The sequence below is a fragment of the Bartonella sp. HY038 genome, assembly GCF_014117425.1.
Taxonomy (GTDB): domain Bacteria; phylum Pseudomonadota; class Alphaproteobacteria; order Rhizobiales; family Rhizobiaceae; genus HY038.
Genome location: NZ_CP059725.1, coordinates 414,904 through 433,066 on the forward strand (window position 1 = coordinate 414,904; position 18,163 = coordinate 433,066).

Here is an 18,163-nt window from a genome sequence, read left to right on the forward strand (position 1 = left end):
AAGGCTCTGATAAATTCAGAGCTTTTTGCTTTATTGAAGTTTATAATAGACAGTTGATCCATGCTAATGCAATTTGGGTAAAATGCCTCATTCATCTATAAGTCACGATGCAATTTTGGAAATTATGTGTGCTGCCAGTGTAAAGGCCGGCAATTACATTATGGCGCATTATCAACAACCGATATTGATTGAAGAAAAAAGCGATCATTCTCCAGTGACGATCGCTGACCAAGGGGCGGAAGCGATTATCTTAGCCACTTTACGCAAAGCTTTCGCTGAAATTCCAATTATCGCCGAGGAAGAGGTGGCAAGCGGCGTTAAAACAAACTTGGCATCACGGTTTTTCCTCGTTGATCCATTAGATGGTACGCGCGAATTTATTGCCCAAAATGGCGAATTTACCGTCAATATTGCTTTGATTGACAACTATTGTCCTTTATTAGGGGTGATATTTATACCGGCAGAACATAAGCTTTATGTCGGTAGTCCCAATGGGGCATTTTTATATCATGTTACCCATGGCAAAAAAGGTGATGGGGTAAGACTAAGCACACGGCAAATGCCAAGCAATCCAATTGCAGTGATGAGTCGCTCGCACCGCTGCACGATAACCGATAAATGGCTCGATAATCATCAGGTTGAGCATCGTTTGGCGGTTGGCTCATCGCTAAAGTTTTGCCTTGTTGCCGAAGGTAAAGCAGATATTTATCCGCGCTTTGAACCATGTATGACGTGGGATGTTGCGGCGGGTGACGCCATTTTAAGAGCTGCTGGCGGCACAATGGTTGATGAAGCAGGTAATCCCATTCGCTATGGCGCATGCGATGTAAGTGCTGATCCTTGCCATAAACAAGGTATATTTTTTGCAGTTGGCGATGAAGCGGGGTTTAAAAAACTAACCTCGTCTTACAATTAGTTTGATTTTGGTGGCATTAGGACATCAGCCAGCGAAACTTTGGCAGAGCCACGTTTCGATGGTTTTTGCTGATCTGGGTGAGGGGCCCAACCGGATAGCCAAACAAAATTAAAGGTTGCGCGAATACGGCCATCGCTATCGGCAAAACGTGAAGCATAGATTTCTGCTACTCGCATAAAGAAGCGTTTTGAAACAGGGCGGCGCGAGCGGTCAAATAAAGCATTTTGCATGCCCATTTGCCGTAAATCGCGCATCAGATCAAAAGCATTGTCATAGCGCACGGTGACACTTTCAATATCGCTTACCGGCATGGCAAAGCCCGCCCTTTGTAGTAAAGCACCTGCATCGCGCACATCAATAAATGGGTAAATACGCGGACTTACGCCGCCATAAATTTCGTTTTCAGCTTGTAAAAGACTTTCGCGCAATTCACCCAAAGTGCCGGCACCTGCAAGACAGGCTAAAAACAATCCATCGGGGCGCAGTGCTTCGCGAATTTGAATAAAGACGCCTGGCGTGTCATTGGTCAGGTGAAGCGAAAGCAGTGAAACGATAAGATCAGCTGATTCTGCAGGTAAATCCAAAAACTCGCGGCTGCGTATTAAGGCGCTATAAGTGTCATCAATAAAGTGTTTATTTGTTTCAATGCGAGTAATGTTTTTTACTTTTTGGCTCCGCCCCATGCTATCGGCCACAACACCGTTAAAGCCATGCAGGTCTAACGCATTTTCAAATATACGCTCAACCGGTTGCAGTCTTTCTTCCAAATCTACAGCCATGCGTTTTAATAAAAAATCAACGCCGCTATCCTTATGTTTTAAGGCGCGGTGACGATAAGATTCAATTAAATCAAGGTCGAAGATTTGTGGGTTTTGGCTCAAAACAATCTCATTGCAAAAAAGGGGCATTCATCAAAATGCTTAAAGCATTTTTTGCAGCAAATTTAAAGCTCTTTGATTTGAGTTTATAAATAGCAGTTTTGTTTTTTGAAATATTGTTTTACACTCTGCTAAGAAGCGGGGGCTTTATCATGCAAGAACTATCTTGGCGGCAAAATATTTTACGTTTGTTCAAAGAAATTGGTATTTTATCAGGAAATGTGCTCTTTCCACCTATTTGTGTTGGGTGTGGTGTTTTGGTTGCGCAAACCGGTACTATTTGTCCGCAATGTTGGGCAAAGTTGCAGTTTATAACGCCGCCCTTTTGTCCCGTCATGGGTACGCCACATAAATTTAGTTTGGAAGGTGAGCTATTATCAGTGCAAGCATTAAATGACCCACCGCCTTTTGACCGCGCGCGTGCGGTGCTTGTCCATGATGGTCTAGCGCGAACATTGGTAAGCCGTTTAAAATTTGGTGATCGTACAGAACTTGCGCCATGGATGGCAAAATGGATGGTGGTAGCAGGGCGCGAACTCTTAATCGAGAAAGATTTTATAATACCAGTACCGCTTCATCATATTCGTTTTTTTAAGCGTGGTTATAATCAAGCAGCAGAGCTTGGGCGCAATATTGCTCGGCAAAAAAATATTGTATTTTATCCACAAGCTTTACTGCGGCATAAAAATACACCGCCGCAAGTTGGTTTAACTAAAATAGAGCGGCAAAAAAACGTCGCCAATGCCTTTGAAGTGCCAGATAAATATCGTGATAAGCTTAAAAATAAACGTATTTTACTGGTTGATGATGTGTTAACCACTGGTTCAACCTTGCGTGCAGCAGCCAAAGCTTTAAAGGATGGTGGCGCGGCAAAGGTGGATGTTTTAACCTTTTCGCATCGTCTTGATTTCATACTTTAATTAAAAGAAGCAAAATTTTTAATGTGAGTGGGGAGCCGCCAAGGCCGAATAATGATAACATCAAACCGCAGCGATAAAGATGCAGCGTCTTTTTGTTGGGCAAGCCAAATATCTGCTGCCGCCATGATGCGCTTTTGGCTCATAAAATCAACTGCATCATGACCAGACATAAGATCTTTTCGTGCTTTTACTTCAATAATCAGTATGGTTTTACCACGCCTTGCAATTAAATCAATTTCGCCGCTTTTGGTTTTAAAACGGCGCGCAACAATCCAATAACCTTTTAACAATAAATAAAGGGCGGCGATATTCTCAGCGCGCAAGCCCTTTTTATAAGTTGTTTTCTTTGGTTGTTTACGTGTCATTGCTTCTTAAAGCCATCAGACGCAAATAAAGCTCTTGACGTTTTTGCCCCGTAATTGATGCAGCTTCTTGGGCAGCTTTTGGGGCTGGCATAGATTTTGCTAAATCAAGCAGCAAGGCGTCAATATCATTTGCATCAAAAGACTTTTCCTTAGCAAGCGGCCGACCAACCACCAAAACAATCTCGCCGCGAATACGATCAACCTCTGCATATTTTTGTGCCAAAATGCCTAAATTATCGCAGTCGAAAGTCTCAAAGGTTTTAGTAAGTTCACGGGTTAAAGCTGCAGGGCGATCAGCCCCGAAAACTTCCGCCATATCGGCAAGGGTTTCAGATGCACGGTGGGGCGATTCATAAAAGATCAACGTTGTATCCATGTGGCTTAAATCTTGCAATTGCTTGATACGCGCCCCCTTTTTGGTTGGCAAAAAACCATTGAAGAAAAAACTATCAGTAGGTAAGCCAGTGGCAACAAGCGCGGTTAACAGCGCTGATGCACCGGGAATGGGGACAACTTTAATTCCGGCTTCACGCGCTTGCGTAACAAGACGAAAACCCGGATCAGAGATCAAAGGCGTGCCGGCATCAGAAACAAGAGCCACAGATTTACCTGAAAGCAAGGATTCAATCAGCATTGGGCCACTTGTTTGCGCGTTATGCTCATGATAGCTAACGGCTTTTTTGTGAATGGCATAACGGTCAAGCAAAACCCGTGTTGTGCGCGTATCTTCACAAGCTAAGACATCACAAGCCGCCAAAACTTCAAGCGCGCGAATGGTGATATCGCCAAGATTGCCAATCGGCGTTGAAACAAGATAAAGCGCATTTTCAATTACTGGGGCTTGATAATTATGAGCACCGATAATGTAGCGCTTACTATCTTCATTCTGGGTCATGTTTTTCTCTTAACTTATCGGCTTTGGTGCGTTTTTGCCAGTGTGTTGCCAACGCTAATGATTGTGTGTTGACTATGTATTTTATAAAATTTGTGCCACGTTCTTGTTGACAAGAAGCATGGCACAAACACAATAGAATATAAGCTCAAGTCGCAATTTTTACGAGCGAAGGCTTGCGCAAAAACGTTGGATCCGCTTGCCAGCTTCTTCCAGCATTTCTTCCGATGCTGCATAGGAAATGCGGAAATTTGGCCCAAGACCAAAGGCTGAGCCATGAACAACCGCAACACCTTCAGCTTCGAGTAATGCGGTTACAAAATCCTCATCGGTTGCAATTACCTTGCCATCCTCGGTCTTTTTACCAATGAGTGCTGCGCAAGATGGATAAACATAAAATGCACCTTCAGGAACTGGGCATTCAATGCCCGTTGCTTGATTAAGCATCGACACAATAAGATCGCGGCGAGCCTGAAAAATTGCTTTGTTCTTCTGGATGAAATCTTGCGGGCCATTTAGCGCTTCTACTGACGCCCATTGCGCAATAGAACAAGCACCGGATGTTTGTTGGCCTTGCACCATATCCATCGCTTTAATCAAGGCTAAAGGACCGGCCGCATAACCAATACGCCAACCAGTCATCGCATAGGCTTTTGAAACACCATTCATTGTTAAGGTGCGGTCATAAAGACCGGGTTCAACCTGCGCAGGGGTGGTGTAAACAAAATCACCATAGGTTAAATGCTCATACATGTCATCAGTTAGGATATAGACATGAGGATGGCGCATAAGCACATCGGTCAAAGCCTTTAATTCATCATGGGTGTAAGCCGCACCTGATGGATTTGAAGGGGAGTTGAAAACAAACCATTTGGTCTTTGGTGTAATTGCAGCTTCCAAGTCTTCTGGGCGCAATTTAAAATTGTCTTCATGGCGTGTGTTAACAAAAACGGGTGTACCGCCGGTGAGCAGTACCATTTCAGGATAGCTTACCCAATAAGGCGCAGCTATAACCACTTCGTCACCTGGGTTTAAGGTTGCCATAAAAGCATTAAAAAGAATTTGCTTGCCGCCGGTGCCAACAATTGTTTGCTCTGGCTTGTAGTCTAAGCCGTTTTCGCGTTTAAACTTTGCAGCAATAGCCTGTCTTAGTTCAGGAATACCGGAGACAGGTGTATATTTGGTTTCGCCGCGACGAATCGCTTCAATAGCGGCATTCTTTACATTGTCTGGAGTGTCAAAGTCTGGCTCGCCAGCGCTAAGCGAAATAACATCTTTACCTTGGGCTTTGAGTTCACGAGCCTTTTGGGCAACGGCAATAGTCGCAGATGGCTTAACACGAGAAAGAGCGTCAGCAAGGAATGCCATAATAGTATCTCCTGAAATTGATATGGCGAAACAAAGAGAAATATCTCTGGTAAATGGCGTTAAAAAAACGCAAGTCTTATTCTATGCGCTGATATGAAAAAAAGTGCAATGATCGCACAGCAATTTTACCAAAAAAAATGGCATTTAAAGGTTTTATTCAATTTATTATTAACGCAACAATAAATCTATTAAGAACAGTTTTAATTTATCATTATAGGACAAAATATATTTTAAAAATAGAAATTTCTACCCGATCATACGGGTAGAAAAATATCTTGAAATTTTGTTATTTTAATTGATCGTGTAAAGTTTCTTTTACAACGCTATCAAACGAATTATTGTCCTTATCGGGATTTAATTTTTGCTCGGCAATATAGGCATCGCGCTTTTCAATGAGGGCAGACATTTCGGCTTCTAATTTGCTGCGCTCTTGCGATGTTTTTTCAACGATTGCATTTTTTTCTTCGCTAGATTTACCGCGCAGCTCATCGGGTAACGATGTTTCTTGCACCTCCTCAATTTTTTGCGTGCCATTTTTTACATCGGTAATTAAATCATTGCCACCGGTTACCACTTCTTTGCTACCGCTTTTCTTAGAATAAAAACGTGAATTATCGATTTGAACTGGTGCTGGCGCTTCTGCCTTCTCTTCCATTTTATTCGTGAGTGCTTCACGTTCGTCATGATTGCCATAAGGCAAAACAGTTTTATCAATTTTTCGTTGGATAACAATGATTTGGTCATCATAAGGTGTGTTAATCACGGTAATTTTGCCACCATCTTGCGGTATTGGCATATAACGACCATGGCCAAGTTGAGCTATTTCGCGCCAAATCTTTTTGGTTTCCCTATCATCTCCCGCTTGTATAGTATTAACAATGATACCATCAGCAACAGCGCGTTTTAACACGTTGGGGTAAAGCGGTGCATTGGGGTAGTCCATATGGGGCGGCGCATCACCAACAAGGAAAATAATGCGTTTTGTATCATGGCCTTTGGTCCATTCAAGCTTGCGTACAGCTTCATCAAGGGCTTCATTTACCGATTCTGGAGTATCACCGCCACCGTCAGCTTCAAGCTTGGTTAATTTACCATATAAGCCTTGTACATCGCTGCTCATATCATAGGTTTTAATGATATATTCATCACCCCGATCGCGGTAAGCAATAAGTGCCATACGAATTTCAGCATCGGGATTAACATCAATAATGGTATTGGCGATTGACCAAATTTTTTGCTTTGCACCATCAATCAAACCCGCCATAGAGCCGGTCGTGTCAAGCACAAATGCAACTTCAACCTTTTGTTTGTTATTGCTTTGTTCAGCACTTGCGTGAAAAGCAAAAGTTGAGGTTATAGCAGTTATAAAAATAGTTTTTACAAATAAATTAATAGGTTTTAGCATATCTATTTCCATTTTATTGTTGATATTTTAATAATGGAAAATAAATGCGGCTTAATATTGTTTGAATTTAAAATAAATGAGTTATTAATATGTATTGTTGTATTTTTTTTGTTTGATTGGTAAATAAATATATAATGATAATATTTACAAAAAATAGGGCATTTTACTAGTTATGTAAAATGCCCTAATTTAAAACTTATTCGCCAGCGTCAATACGCTCAAATATTTCATCGAAACGCTTGCGTGCAACGCCTGGTTGTTTTACTTCGCGGTAAGCATCTGGCATGGTAGCTTCGCCAACCTTAATCATCATGATCATGCCCATGGCATAATGCGGTGTACATTTAATGCCGTAAAAACCAGGTACGTCAAAAGTAATTTCGCGTTCTTCATCAATTTTGCCCATAAAAGGTGTTGCGCCTTCTGGCATCATTTCTTTGATTGACGCGGCATTATGCGAGCGATGGGTTGCCTTGAAGATAACCTTGTCACCAGGCTTAATTTTAAGATAATCTGGCTCAAAAACCATTGGCCCCTTATCGCCACGATTAAGCATTTTTACCTCAAAAGTTTCAGCCATAACCGGAGCTGAAAGGAACATAAGGCCGATAATGGCCAATAAAACACGTAACATTTAAGCACAATTCCTTATTGTTTGTGATGCGCCTGTTTCTAAAGGCATTTTCTTGATTTTTTGTGGTGCAATATAGCTAATGTTCAAATTGCCGCATTTGCGCGTCATGATTTCAACTTCAACCTTGAATATTTGACGAATAGTTTCCTCTGTCATTACTTCTTTCGGGCTGCCTTGTGCAAATATTTTTCCTTGATCAAGCACAGCAATTTCGTCACAAAACATCGCAGCATGATTAAGGTCATGAAGGGCGGCAATGATTGTTAAACCTTGATTGCGGACAAGGCTTAAAAGTGCCATTTGGTGATGAATGTCAAGATGGTTAGTTGGTTCATCAAGAAGCAATATTTCAGGCTGTTGAGCAAGTGCGCGTGAAAAATGCACGCGTTGTTTTTCACCCCCCGACAAAGTTTGCCAAATGCGATCCGCCATTTTGAGCATATCTGTTTTGGTAAGCGCTTCATTAACAATGTCATGATCTTTTTGGGAAAAAGGCGATAATACAGATAGATAAGGTGTGCGACCTAGTTCTGCAGCTTGGCGCACACTGATACGCTCGCCTGTATCGGCATGTTGTTCAATAAAAGCAAGGCATCTGGCAATTTCGATGCGTTTTAAAGAATTTAATGGCTTATTGTTAAGGAAAACGCTGCCTTGAGAAGGCTTTCTGATCCCTGTTAGCAGCGACATGAGCGAACTTTTCCCCGAACCATTGGGACCGATAATTCCTAAAAAATGGCCAGGCTTTGCCTGTAGCGAAACATTGTTGATAATTGTTTTGTCACCAACACTCCAAAAAAGATTTTCAGCTCTTAACATGATTACATCTCTTTCTTGGTAACGAGAATAAACGCAAATATTGGCGCGCCGACCAAGGCAGTTATAACGCCGATTGGTAGAACTTGCCCCGGTACAATGATACGTGAAACAATATCAGCAGCAATTAAAAATATTGCGCCTATAACGGCTGATACTGGAATAAGCCTTTGGTGGCGTGTACCAACAAGTGCACGTGCTGCATGGGGAATAACAAGGCCAACAAAGCCGATAGCACCAACAAGGCTTACCATGACTGCGGTCATTAAAGCGCAGCAAGTGATTAAAATGCCGCATACCCAGCGCACTGGGATACCAAGCGATGCGGCGGAATCGGTGCCAAAGGCAAAGGCATCAAGCGCGCGTGCAAAAAATAGGCAGATAACAAAACCGATAATCGTTACTGGAAAGGCGATTGACACATCTACCCAACGTACAGTGGATAGATTACCCATCAACCAGAACATAATGCCGCGTGCCTGTTCTGCATCGGCGCCGCGTGTAACGATAAAAGCGGTGAGAGCGTTAAAAAATTGGGCACCGGCAATACCGGCAAGAATAACCGCTGCTGCACTGCGGCCAATGCGAAAGGCAAGAAGGGCAACACAGACAAAAGCAACCAAAGCACCAATAAAGGCGCCGCCTGACATGGAAATTACCCCCAAGCCTGTTCCCATAATCATAACGCAAACAGCACCAGTTGAGGCGCCTGCAGAAATACCCAACAAATAAGGATCAGCAAGTGGATTTCTTAATATGGATTGTAACACCACGCCACATAGCGCAAGGCTTGCACCGCACAGGCGCCAACCACTGCGCGGCTCAAACGATAATGCCAGATTATACCTGCATCAATAGCGCTTATATCCACTTTCGCATTAAATAATTTTAAAGCAATAGTCTCATAAACCGTTTGAAAGGGAATGGTCGTTTCACCGATTGCTGCCCCCATCATAAGAGCCAAGCTAATGAGTATAATTGCAATAAAAGTAAACATAAGCGGTTTCAATCGGAAAGTATATGACATTATTTCGACCAGCCCATTAATATATACTCCGCAATTGCTTTAATTATACAGTGCGGAGTATATAAGATATTATATTTGTTAAATTATTTCATTTGCTTTTAAGGCAAATGCGCTTGTTTTATTATTTATCAAGGTTGAATTTTTCCAAAGCGTCAGCAATGATTTCAATGCCTTCGATTGTATGGATTGAACCATTCATAGCTTGCACATCAAGCTCAATGATATGTTTGTTTTTAGCAGCATCCATCAAGCTTGCAACAGGATCTTTTTGTAAAAACTCTTCCTTGACCTTGATATCATCGGCAGGAAAACGGCGGCGTTCCATGGTTGCAGCAACGATAATTGTTGGGTTAGATTTAACGATTGTTTCCCAACCAACCATTGGCCATTCATGTTCTGAAGCAATAATGTTTTTAATGCCAAAAACTTCAAACATATAGTTTGGTGCGCCCTTTGTACCTGCAACATAAGGATCCATTTCTAATTCCATGCTTGAATACCACATAAAACCAGAAATTTTATCTTTTGGTAGGCCTTTTACTTTTTCAATTGCTGCTTTTTCGCGAGCTTTTAAGCTATTGATTACTTCTTGTCCGCGATCTTGCACGTCGAAAATTTTTGATAATTCGTCGATTTCTTTATAGATCAAAGCCATTTCAAACGGTGTGCTACGAAGACCATCACTACCGGCTGAGTTATCCTTGCCATCGCAATCAGCAGGTGAATTGTAAACAGGAATCTTCACCTCGTTAAATTGCTCATAAGTGCCAATGGTACCAACAGGGCCGACAAGCCACTCATATTGGCTAGCAACAAGGTCAGGCTTTTTATTAACAACTGATTCAAAGCTTGGAACATTGTCAGCAAGACGCTCAATCTTGCTGTTTACTTCGGTAAATTCAGGCAAAACTGGGTTAAACCAAAGTGCGGTTGCCTTCACCTTATCAGAAAGACCAAGAAGATATAAAATCTCTGTGCTGTTTTGACCTGCAGAAACGACACTTTGCGGTGCTTTATCAAAGGTAAGAACCCGTCCGCAATTGTTAATTGTTAACGGGTATTGGGTTTTTTCAGCTTGCGCAAACGAAACTGTTGCAAAAAGGCAGGCAGCAATTGCAGTGCTTGCCTTAACCAAATTTCCGAACTTTAAATTGAACATGATATAATCCTGAATGGGTTTTCACAATAATGTGAACTTATTACTCACGTTTCAAATTGGCTGTCAATGAAGAATATCTAGCTTATAATTCTTCTAATTTTCTTGTGACAATGTTACGGGATACATATTTAATCAATATTACTCTTTTAAATTGCTTGCAGTTATATTCATTTTACTAATGGCATCCGCTAAAGCTTCAATGCCTTTAATTGTATGAATAGTACCATTCATCGCTTGCACATCAAGTTCGATGATATGATGTTGCTTTGCTGCAGACATGAGGCTTGCGACTGGATCATTTTGTAAAAATTCTTCCTTGACCTTGATATCATCGGCAGGAAAACGGCGGCGCTGCATTTTGGCAATGACGATAATTGATGGGTCTGCTTTTACAATGGTTTCCCAACCAACATTTGGCCAGTCAAAATCGGATTTGATGATATTATCAATACCAAGGGTTTTAAACATATAACCAGGTGCCCCCAATTGTCCTGCAACATAGGGTTCCATCTCCATTGCTGGACTTGAATACCACATGAAACCAGATAGTTTTTGCGGTGGTAAAGCCTTTATGCGGCTAATTGCCGCTTGTTCACGATCCTTTAATTCAGCAATTAGTTTTTGGCCGTGTGGTTCAACATTAAAAATACGTGCTAAGTCATCAATTTCTTGATAGATCATCGTCATGTTAAAGGGCTTACTGCGCAAGCCATCGCTACCGGCTAAATTATCCTTGCTTTCGCAATCCGCAGGTGAGGTGTAAACTGGAATATTTATTTCTTCAAATTGGTCGTAACCGGCGGCTGCACCAACCGGCCCAATCACCCACTCAAATTGGTTGGCAATAAGGTCGGGCTTTTTACTGATGATCGCTTCATAGCTTGGCACATCATTGGAAAGGCGCTCAACCTTATCATTTTGCTCCTTAAATTCTGCCATGACTGGTTGAAACCAAAGAGCTGTGCCTTTTATCTTGTCACCAAGACCTAAGAGATAAAGGATTTCTGTGCTATTTTGACCAACCGAAACAACACTTTCTGGTGCTTTTTGAAATTCCAAGACGCGGCCGCAATTATTAATTTTTAAAGGATAAGCGCTTTGTTCAGCACTTTGCGCTGATGTAAGGCTTAAGCCTAATAGTGAGATGGCGGCAAAAGTAGCTTTGGGTAAATAGTCTTTTAAAGTTGCTAACATAGGATATTTTCCTTGTCGAGAAAGACAATATTAAAATTGGTTTACATTTTTAATGGAGGTTATTGGGCGCTATCTGTGCCCCGCTCATTTGATTTTCTTGTATCTTGATAAGTGCGTCTGCAAGCTGTTCAATACCGTCAATGGTATGGATTGAACCATTCATTGCTTGAGCGTTTATGGTTATGATGCGCTGGTCTTTAACCGCACTCATCAGCTTGGTAACCGGATCACCTTGTAAGAAGTTAATTTTTACATCGGCATGATCGGCAGGAAAGCGTTTGCGCTGCATATCGGCAATTACCAAAATTGTTGGATTATCCTTGGCAATTGTTTCCCAACCCATGGTTGGCCAATCGAAGTCCGATTGAGCAATATTTTTTATGTTAAGAGTTTTAAACATATAGGCAGGTGCGCCAAGACGACCACCAATGAAGGGATCTGCTTGCAGTGTGGAACTTGAAAACCACATAATTCCGGAAATATCTTTGATATTAAGGGATTTTGCCTTTTCAATTGCGGCTTTTTCTCGCGCCTTTAATGTTTCAATGACTTTATCACCACGCTCTTCCACGTCAAAAATTTGGGATAATTCATGGATTTCTTTATAGATAATGTCCATGTCAAAGGGTGTAGTGCGTAAACCATCATTGCCGGCAAGATTATCCTTACCCTCGCAATCTGCGGGGGATGTGTAAACTGGAATGGTTAGATCATCAAATTGGCTATAGGTTGCAGTTGCACCAACTGGGCCAATTGTCCATTCATATTGATTGGCAATCATATCTGGCTTTTGGGCAACTACAGATTCAAAGCTTGGTTCATTATCCGCAAGACGTTTAATTTGTGCATCAATATCTTTAAACTCAGGCATGACAGGCTCAAACCATAAGGCCGTGCCTTTAACCTTGTCACTAAGGCCTAAAAGATAGAGAATTTCTGTGCTGGTTTGACCAACCGAAACCACATTTTGCGGCTTCTTTTTAAATTCTATAACTCGGCCGCAATTATTAAGTTTTAGTGGATATTGGGTAGAGGCAGCCTCTACCGTGTTATTTAATGCGATAAGCGGTAAAATAACCAGCGAAGACAATGTTAAAACTTTTTGAAAAAAAGAAGATGTCGGGATTAGCATAGGTTTTCCGTAAGATTTTAAAATGAAGAAATAGCCGCATATAAAACCGCAGTGAAACGCCGCAATTTTAAAAGGGAGGTAAATCAAGGCGATTTACACTCCGGCTAATTAGAAAAATTTTGGGCTTTTAATTGATTGCTTGGTAAAGCCGTTGCTGAATAAAGGGGGAATTTGATAATTTATGCAGGCTTTTAGCGATGAATAATACCCCAAGATCAATGAGCGGTTCCACCAAGATAACGCTCATATAAGCAATGGCAAAACTGCCAATATTAACTGCTGTCTCACTACTAAAGCCTTCGCCGTAAAATGCCCAAAACGCCACCCAAGCAACAATACCACCTTGATAACTGGTCGATAAAGCTAAGGCTTGTTTATAACTTATATCTTTGTAGGCGGTATTTTGTGGAATGATTTTATTGGCAAGCCACGCCATAGCAAAAAGCGGCATCAATAGCGTTGTGACATTCATACCATATTGGGGGAGATCAAAGGGCGCAAAAAATAACCCTTGTAAGAGGAGACCTAATGTTAGCCCTATCGCTGTTGGAGCGACACCAAAAATTAAAAATAATGTTGATCCAAGGATAAGATGAACTTCTGAAACGCCCACTGGATGATGGGGGAAGATTTCAAAAAAAGTAAAAACAAGGGCAGTGGTAATGAGGCTGCGCGCCAAAAGAGATATGATACCGCCATCTTTGCTTTTTTGATGAAAGCTATCAGAGGTTTTTTGAGGAAAAATTGTCTTTAATGCCAATTTGGCTGTAATACCAAGAGCTGCAAATGCCGTTGCATAGCTCAAAATAATTTTAGCGCCGGAAACGACGCCCGGTTCAATATGCATTTTTATGCCTTCCTGCACCCACCGTGCAAAAATAATTGAGCAAAAGGCGAAACGCCTGATGATTGACGGCAGGTCTCCTGGCTTGCGGAATGGCGATAACAAACAACCTTCCCATTCATTAGATTGGCTTAATTTAAAGCCAATCCTAAACAGTGGTTTGCAGCTTTTACTGCATCATATTTGTTATCTACCGCTTACAGTTGCGGGGGCAGCCATGGCTTGGGTCCTTTATAAAGTTAACCCGTCCCATGTTCCCTATTAGTCCCCTATGAAGTCCATCATTCGGGGAACCGTCGCAGCTAGGTTAACTATTTCGTATAATAACGTCAATCAAAAAGATGTAATGCTATTGTTATGGTATAACATAACAATTGTAAAGAAAAATTTTTATGAATATTTCTTGCCGATAAATTGCGATCAAGAGTTTAGCTGTAAAAAGTCAGATTTTGTAATTAGCGTATTGGTTATTAGAGGCTAACATAACAATCTAAAATGGCACCGATCATTGCCGTGAATGATCAATGGCAATGATCGGTGCATTATTGAACAAGTTGTTTATTTGCTTTTCTTTTTTAAACCGCGGCAGATGATTTTAATAAATTTACCAATCTGCTTATCTAGTAAGGCAGGGGGAACGCCAACATCTCGGCTATCAAGGCTAATGGATACAAGGCCGTGAATGCCGGAAAATATGGTTTGTGAAAAGAGCTTCACTTCTTCACTATCTGCGCCCTTCATCAATTCACCAAGCGGCTTATCAACCACTTGAAAAGGCCTTAATCTTTCATGAGAAACCCAATCAGGAACAGGCTTATCTTGCGGTAATTGATGGTCAAATAATGTGCGCCATAAGTTATAATTATCACGGGCAAAATGATGGTAGGCGCGCGCCGTTACAATCAGCATATCTTCAGCCGTTTGCGGCTGTTCATCATTAAATTCAGCTTCTATTGCGGTTTCAAGCCGCACCAATGTTTTTGAGCTAACGCGTAATAATAGCTCATCAAGATCAGTAACTAGATTATAGATTTGTCCAAGACCAACGCCGATTTCATCGGCAAGCTCACGCGCTTTAAAACCGTTCAATCCCTTAGCGGCAATAGCTCGCTCCGCCGCGTCAATAAGGGCGATGCGTTGCTGTTCTCTTTTCAATGTCGTTTTAGCAATTTTTTCTTTAGCCATGAACGAGGTTCATATCATAATTAAGCATCAATTGCAAGTTGGGAAGAGTGTATTGCGATAAATTTGTTGTGTTTTAACGAAATGCTTCATGATGGAGCTCAGTTGGTTTGGCAACTAAATTTAATGCATATGGTCTAATTTATCACCTTTGTCATGACACTATCATGTTTTTAGAACTATTTTATCCACAGGCAAAAAATATATCGCTTTTTCCTTAAAATATTCACCAATCGGCTGTATTTTTTGTTTAGAATAGGTTTTGTAAAACCAGATTTATTATCGTGAATTGCAAAATTTTAGATTCGCACCCGCGCCATAGGGTTTCCTTTGTTAATTTTTTGCCAATTTACGTAAGTGTGAAATAATTTTGAAAATTTTGTTTTTAAAAAAATCATAACTTTCTTCTGGTATAGCATGCTGATGCCAAATGGCAGCAATTAGGGTTTACATGATGGGATAGCGCTTTGTCGCTTGTAGTAATGGGGTTGATATAATGGTGACAACAAGGGAAGCGATGCTGGTTTTACTAATCCTGCTCCCCTTCATAGGCAGTGCAATAATTGGCTTTTTTCGCTCCACCGCTAAGAATAATGAAGCGTGGTTTGCAGGCTCTGTTGCGCTTTTTGGTCTGTTGCTCACTATCATGCTTTATCCCTCGATTATGAATGGTGATGCGGTACGCTTACAAATAGATTGGTTGCCGCAATGGGGAATCAATATTATTTTGCGGATGGATGGTCTTGCTTGGCTGTTCTTGCTGATGATCAATGGTATTGGTCTATTGGTTGTAATCTATGCGCGTTATTATATGGATCCTGCTGATCCGGTACCACGCTTCTTTTCTTTTTTCCTTGCCTTTATGGGGGCAATGACCGGTATTGTTTTATCTGGCAATATCATCATGCTGGTGATTTTTTGGGAATTAACCAGTATTTTCTCGTTTTTGCTGATTGGGTATTGGTATCATAATGCTAGCGCCCGTGACGGCGCGCGTATGGCCTTAACGGTTACTGGCCTTGGCGGTTTTGCCCTTTTGGTTGGTATGCTTTTATTGGGGCATATTGTTGGTAGTTATGATCTTGATGTGGTGCTAAAGTCTGGTGATATTATTCGCTCAAGTCCACTTTATTTGCCAGCCCTTATCCTTATTCTTTTAGGTGCGCTTACCAAAAGTGCGCAATTTCCATTTCATTTTTGGTTGCCAAATGCTATGGCCGCGCCAACCCCGGTGTCAGCCTACTTGCATTCGGCAACTATGGTCAAGGCAGGGGTTTTCTTACTCGTGCGGCTTTGGCCAGTGTTAGCCGGCACTGACGCATGGTTTTGGATCGTTGGTCTATCTGGGCTAACCACTTTATTTCTTGGCGCTTATTTTGCTATGTTTCAGCAGGATCTTAAAGGGCTTCTTGCTTATTCAACCATTAGTCACTTAGGGTTAATCACCACATTGTTAAGCCTTGGCAGTCCGCTTGCTTGTGTCGCGGCGATTTTCCATATGGCTAATCATGCGACTTTTAAAGCATCTTTGTTTATGGCAGCAGGTATTATAGACCATGAAACTGGCACGCGTGATATGCGCAAGCTCACTGGGCTTGCACGCTATATGCCAATAACTGCGGCACTTGCGATTATTGCGAGTGCCGCAATGGCAGGCGTGCCGTTGTTAAATGGTTTTCTTTCCAAGGAAATGTTCTTTGCCGAGGCTATTGAAACCCATGTTGAATCGTGGCTTGATTTGGCAACGCCTTATATTGCGACCGTTGCTAGCCTATTTTCCGTTACCTATTCTGTCCGGTTTATTCATGGGGTATTTTTTGGGCCTAAACCACAAGATCTACCAAAAACACCGCATGAGCCACCCCATTTTATGCGCTTGCCAATAGAGTTATTGGTAGGGCTTTGTCTGCTTGTTGGCATTTTACCTAATTGGAGTATTGGGCCAGCCCTTTCAGGTGCGGTAAAATCTGTGCTTGGTAGTGCGACACCTCATTATAGCCTTGCCCTTTGGCATGGTTTTAATACGCCGCTTATCATGAGCTTAATTGCCCTTGTAGGCGGATTATTGCTTTATATTGTTGGGCGTCGTTATTTCCTTTCTTGCGAAGATGGACCACCTTTTTTCCGTCATATCAAAGGTCAGCGAATTTTTGAGCGGGTTTTGGTTACCATTTCATGGAAATGGGCGCGTTGGGCCGAACAGTTTTTTGGTACACGCCGTTTGCAAACGCAGGTGCGATGGGTGATACTTGTGCCGATTGCGGCTGTTTTTGCCGCCATTGCCATTATTGGTATTATGCCGGGTGATTTGCCGCTAACCACGATTGATCCTGTTTTTGCGATCTTTTGGATTATTGGTGGTACATGCGCCCTTTGTGCTGCTTGGCAAGCAAAGTTTCATCGTTTAGCATCTTTGATGTTGGTTGGTGGTGCCGGGCTCATGACATGCGTTACTTTCTTGTGGCTTTCCGCGCCGGATTTAGCACTAACCCAATTATTGGTGGAAGTCGTAACAACCGTTCTTTTGCTTTTGGGCTTACGTTGGTTGCCAAAGCGCTGGCAAGATCCTGATCCCATGCCTGCCGGACTATCGGCACGCTTTCGCCGTTTGCGAGATTTGTTAATTGCTATTATTGGTGGTTGCGGTTTGGCTTGGCTTTCCTATGCGATTATGACAAGGGGCGCTTTAGATGCCGGCGGTGATACTATTGCTGAGTTTTTCTTGAAAAACGCCTATGTTGGCGGCGGCGGAACCAATGTTGTTAATGTGCTTCTAGTTGATTTCCGTGGTTTTGATACAATGGGTGAAATATGCGTCCTTGGTATTGTGGCGCTGACGGTTTTTGCACTTCTACGCCGATTTAGACCAGCTTCTGAAAGTATTGAATCGCCCTCGCAACAACGCATTCAAACAGCGTTTGATATTAATCAGCCAGAGCGTGAAGAAGGCGATACCTTGCAGGATTATTTGACCATTCCGCAAATAACCATGCATTGGCTATTTCCAGCGATTATTGGTCTTGCTATTTATATCTTTATGCGCGGCCATGATTTGCCGGGCGGTGGTTTTGCCGCCGGTGTTACCATGGCAATTGGCTTTATCTTGCAATATCTTGCGTCTGGTACACGCTGGGTTGAAGATCATTTAACTATTTTGCCAGTACGTTGGATGGGCTTTGGTATATGTGTTGCCCTTGCAACGGGCGGCGCTTCGTGGTTTTTCGGTTATCCATTCCTGACCACCTATTTTAATTACCTTGAAATTCCCTTTATTGGTAAAATGCCAACTGCTTCTGCTTTATTGTTTGATATGGGAGTTTTTGCCTTGGTTGTCGGAGCAACAGTTTTGATGCTGATTGCGCTTGCTCACCAATCCATACGCCGCTACCGCGTGCGTAAAGAAGAAACCATTGTGAAAGAGGATAATTAAT

15 protein-coding genes, 1 pseudogene and 1 riboswitch are annotated in these 18,163 nt (G+C 42.0%); of the genes and pseudogenes, 3 read left to right on the forward strand and 13 right to left on the reverse strand.

Annotated features, from left to right (window positions below):
• Positions 1-82 precede the first annotated feature (82 nt).
• Positions 83-916, forward strand: coding sequence for a 3'(2'),5'-bisphosphate nucleotidase CysQ (gene cysQ / locus H3299_RS01680; protein WP_182418613.1), 834 nt, complete (start codon positions 83-85; stop codon positions 914-916).
• On the opposite strand, the gene H3299_RS01685 is transcribed toward cysQ, so the two are convergent.
• On the reverse strand, positions 913-1,824 hold the full coding sequence (locus tag H3299_RS01685; protein WP_182418614.1) for a methyltransferase domain-containing protein: 912 nt from the start codon (positions 1,822-1,824) through the stop codon (positions 913-915). The genes cysQ and H3299_RS01685 overlap by 4 nt on opposite strands.
• 122 nt (positions 1,825-1,946) lie before the next feature.
• Here H3299_RS01685 and H3299_RS01690 point away from each other — a divergent pair, with 122 nt between their 5' ends.
• Positions 1,947-2,714 (forward strand): ComF family protein, encoded by a 768-nt coding sequence (locus H3299_RS01690; protein ID WP_182418615.1) that lies wholly within the window; start codon positions 1,947-1,949, stop codon positions 2,712-2,714.
• Here H3299_RS01690 and H3299_RS01695 read toward each other — a convergent pair.
• The 12 genes and pseudogenes from H3299_RS01695 to H3299_RS01750 all read right to left on the reverse strand — a co-directional run bounded on the left by H3299_RS01695 (position 2,711) and on the right by H3299_RS01750 (position 14,735).
• The gene (locus H3299_RS01695; protein WP_182418616.1) at positions 2,711-3,079 is read right to left on the reverse strand and encodes a YraN family protein; all 369 of its coding nucleotides are present in this window, start codon (positions 3,077-3,079) and stop codon (positions 2,711-2,713) included. The two genes, H3299_RS01690 and H3299_RS01695, sit on opposite strands and share 4 nt — an antisense overlap.
• On the reverse strand, positions 3,069-3,974 hold the full coding sequence (gene rsmI, locus H3299_RS01700; protein WP_182418617.1) for a 16S rRNA (cytidine(1402)-2'-O)-methyltransferase: 906 nt from the start codon (positions 3,972-3,974) through the stop codon (positions 3,069-3,071). Before rsmI ends, H3299_RS01695 begins: the two co-directional genes overlap by 11 nt.
• A gap of 159 nt (positions 3,975-4,133) precedes the next feature.
• A complete protein-coding gene (locus H3299_RS01705; protein WP_182418618.1) occupies positions 4,134-5,339 on the reverse strand; it encodes a pyridoxal phosphate-dependent aminotransferase in 1,206 nt (401 codons plus the stop codon).
• 286 nt (positions 5,340-5,625) lie between these two features.
• Positions 5,626-6,744: a vWA domain-containing protein gene (locus H3299_RS01710; protein ID WP_182418619.1), complete on the reverse strand. Its 1,119-nt coding sequence runs from the start codon at positions 6,742-6,744 to the stop codon at positions 5,626-5,628.
• 196 nt (positions 6,745-6,940) lie between these two features.
• Positions 6,941-7,378, reverse strand: a complete 438-nt coding sequence (locus tag H3299_RS01715; RefSeq protein ID WP_182418620.1) for a pseudoazurin — start codon at positions 7,376-7,378, stop codon at positions 6,941-6,943.
• Positions 7,379-8,200, reverse strand: a complete 822-nt coding sequence (locus H3299_RS01720) for an ABC transporter ATP-binding protein (protein WP_182419594.1) — start codon at positions 8,198-8,200, stop codon at positions 7,379-7,381.
• Positions 8,200-9,221, reverse strand: a pseudogene (locus tag H3299_RS01725) (FecCD family ABC transporter permease). Before H3299_RS01725 ends, H3299_RS01720 begins: the two are co-directional and overlap by 1 nt.
• A 121-nt stretch (positions 9,222-9,342) precedes the next feature.
• Positions 9,343-10,380, reverse strand: a complete 1,038-nt coding sequence (locus H3299_RS01730) for an ABC transporter substrate-binding protein (RefSeq protein WP_182418621.1) — start codon at positions 10,378-10,380, stop codon at positions 9,343-9,345.
• Positions 10,381-10,518: 138 nt separating this feature from the next.
• A complete protein-coding gene (locus tag H3299_RS01735; protein WP_182418622.1) occupies positions 10,519-11,574 on the reverse strand; it encodes an ABC transporter substrate-binding protein in 1,056 nt (351 codons plus the stop codon).
• Between the two features lie 49 nt (positions 11,575-11,623).
• Entirely contained in the window at positions 11,624-12,706 is a 1,083-nt protein-coding gene (locus H3299_RS01740; RefSeq protein ID WP_182418623.1) for an ABC transporter substrate-binding protein, read from the reverse strand.
• A 127-nt stretch (positions 12,707-12,833) separates the two neighbouring features.
• Positions 12,834-13,553, reverse strand: coding sequence for an energy-coupling factor ABC transporter permease (locus H3299_RS01745; protein ID WP_182418624.1), 720 nt, complete (start codon positions 13,551-13,553; stop codon positions 12,834-12,836).
• Positions 13,554-13,602: 49 nt separating this feature from the next.
• A riboswitch (cobalamin riboswitch) is annotated at positions 13,603-13,863 on the reverse strand.
• Positions 13,864-14,108: 245 nt separating this feature from the next.
• Entirely contained in the window at positions 14,109-14,735 is a 627-nt protein-coding gene (locus tag H3299_RS01750) for a TetR/AcrR family transcriptional regulator (RefSeq protein WP_182418625.1), read from the reverse strand.
• A gap of 496 nt (positions 14,736-15,231) precedes the next feature.
• Between H3299_RS01750 and H3299_RS01755 the strand changes: the two genes are divergently transcribed.
• On the forward strand, positions 15,232-18,162 hold the full coding sequence (locus H3299_RS01755) for a monovalent cation/H+ antiporter subunit A (RefSeq protein WP_182419595.1): 2,931 nt from the start codon (positions 15,232-15,234) through the stop codon (positions 18,160-18,162).
• Position 18,163 lies beyond the last annotated feature (1 nt).

What these genes read in the sequence shown, in the direction of transcription:
- cysQ (WP_182418613.1), top strand. Translation starts at nt 83, where the DNA reads ATGCCTCATTCATCTATAAGTCACGATGCAATTTTGGAAATTATGTGT.
- H3299_RS01685 (WP_182418614.1), bottom strand. Translation starts at nt 1,824, where the DNA reads ATGCCCCTTTTTTGCAATGAGATTGTTTTGAGCCAAAACCCACAAATC.
- H3299_RS01690 (WP_182418615.1), top strand. Translation starts at nt 1,947, where the DNA reads ATGCAAGAACTATCTTGGCGGCAAAATATTTTACGTTTGTTCAAAGAA.
- H3299_RS01695 (WP_182418616.1), bottom strand. Translation starts at nt 3,079, where the DNA reads ATGACACGTAAACAACCAAAGAAAACAACTTATAAAAAGGGCTTGCGC.
- rsmI (WP_182418617.1), bottom strand. Translation starts at nt 3,974, where the DNA reads ATGACCCAGAATGAAGATAGTAAGCGCTACATTATCGGTGCTCATAAT.
- H3299_RS01705 (WP_182418618.1), bottom strand. Translation starts at nt 5,339, where the DNA reads ATGGCATTCCTTGCTGACGCTCTTTCTCGTGTTAAGCCATCTGCGACT.
- H3299_RS01710 (WP_182418619.1), bottom strand. Translation starts at nt 6,744, where the DNA reads ATGCTAAAACCTATTAATTTATTTGTAAAAACTATTTTTATAACTGCT.
- H3299_RS01715 (WP_182418620.1), bottom strand. Translation starts at nt 7,378, where the DNA reads ATGTTACGTGTTTTATTGGCCATTATCGGCCTTATGTTCCTTTCAGCT.
- H3299_RS01730 (WP_182418621.1), bottom strand. Translation starts at nt 10,380, where the DNA reads ATGTTCAATTTAAAGTTCGGAAATTTGGTTAAGGCAAGCACTGCAATT.
- H3299_RS01735 (WP_182418622.1), bottom strand. Translation starts at nt 11,574, where the DNA reads ATGTTAGCAACTTTAAAAGACTATTTACCCAAAGCTACTTTTGCCGCC.
- H3299_RS01740 (WP_182418623.1), bottom strand. Translation starts at nt 12,706, where the DNA reads ATGCTAATCCCGACATCTTCTTTTTTTCAAAAAGTTTTAACATTGTCT.
- H3299_RS01745 (WP_182418624.1), bottom strand. Translation starts at nt 13,553, where the DNA reads ATGCATATTGAACCGGGCGTCGTTTCCGGCGCTAAAATTATTTTGAGC.
- H3299_RS01750 (WP_182418625.1), bottom strand. Translation starts at nt 14,735, where the DNA reads ATGGCTAAAGAAAAAATTGCTAAAACGACATTGAAAAGAGAACAGCAA.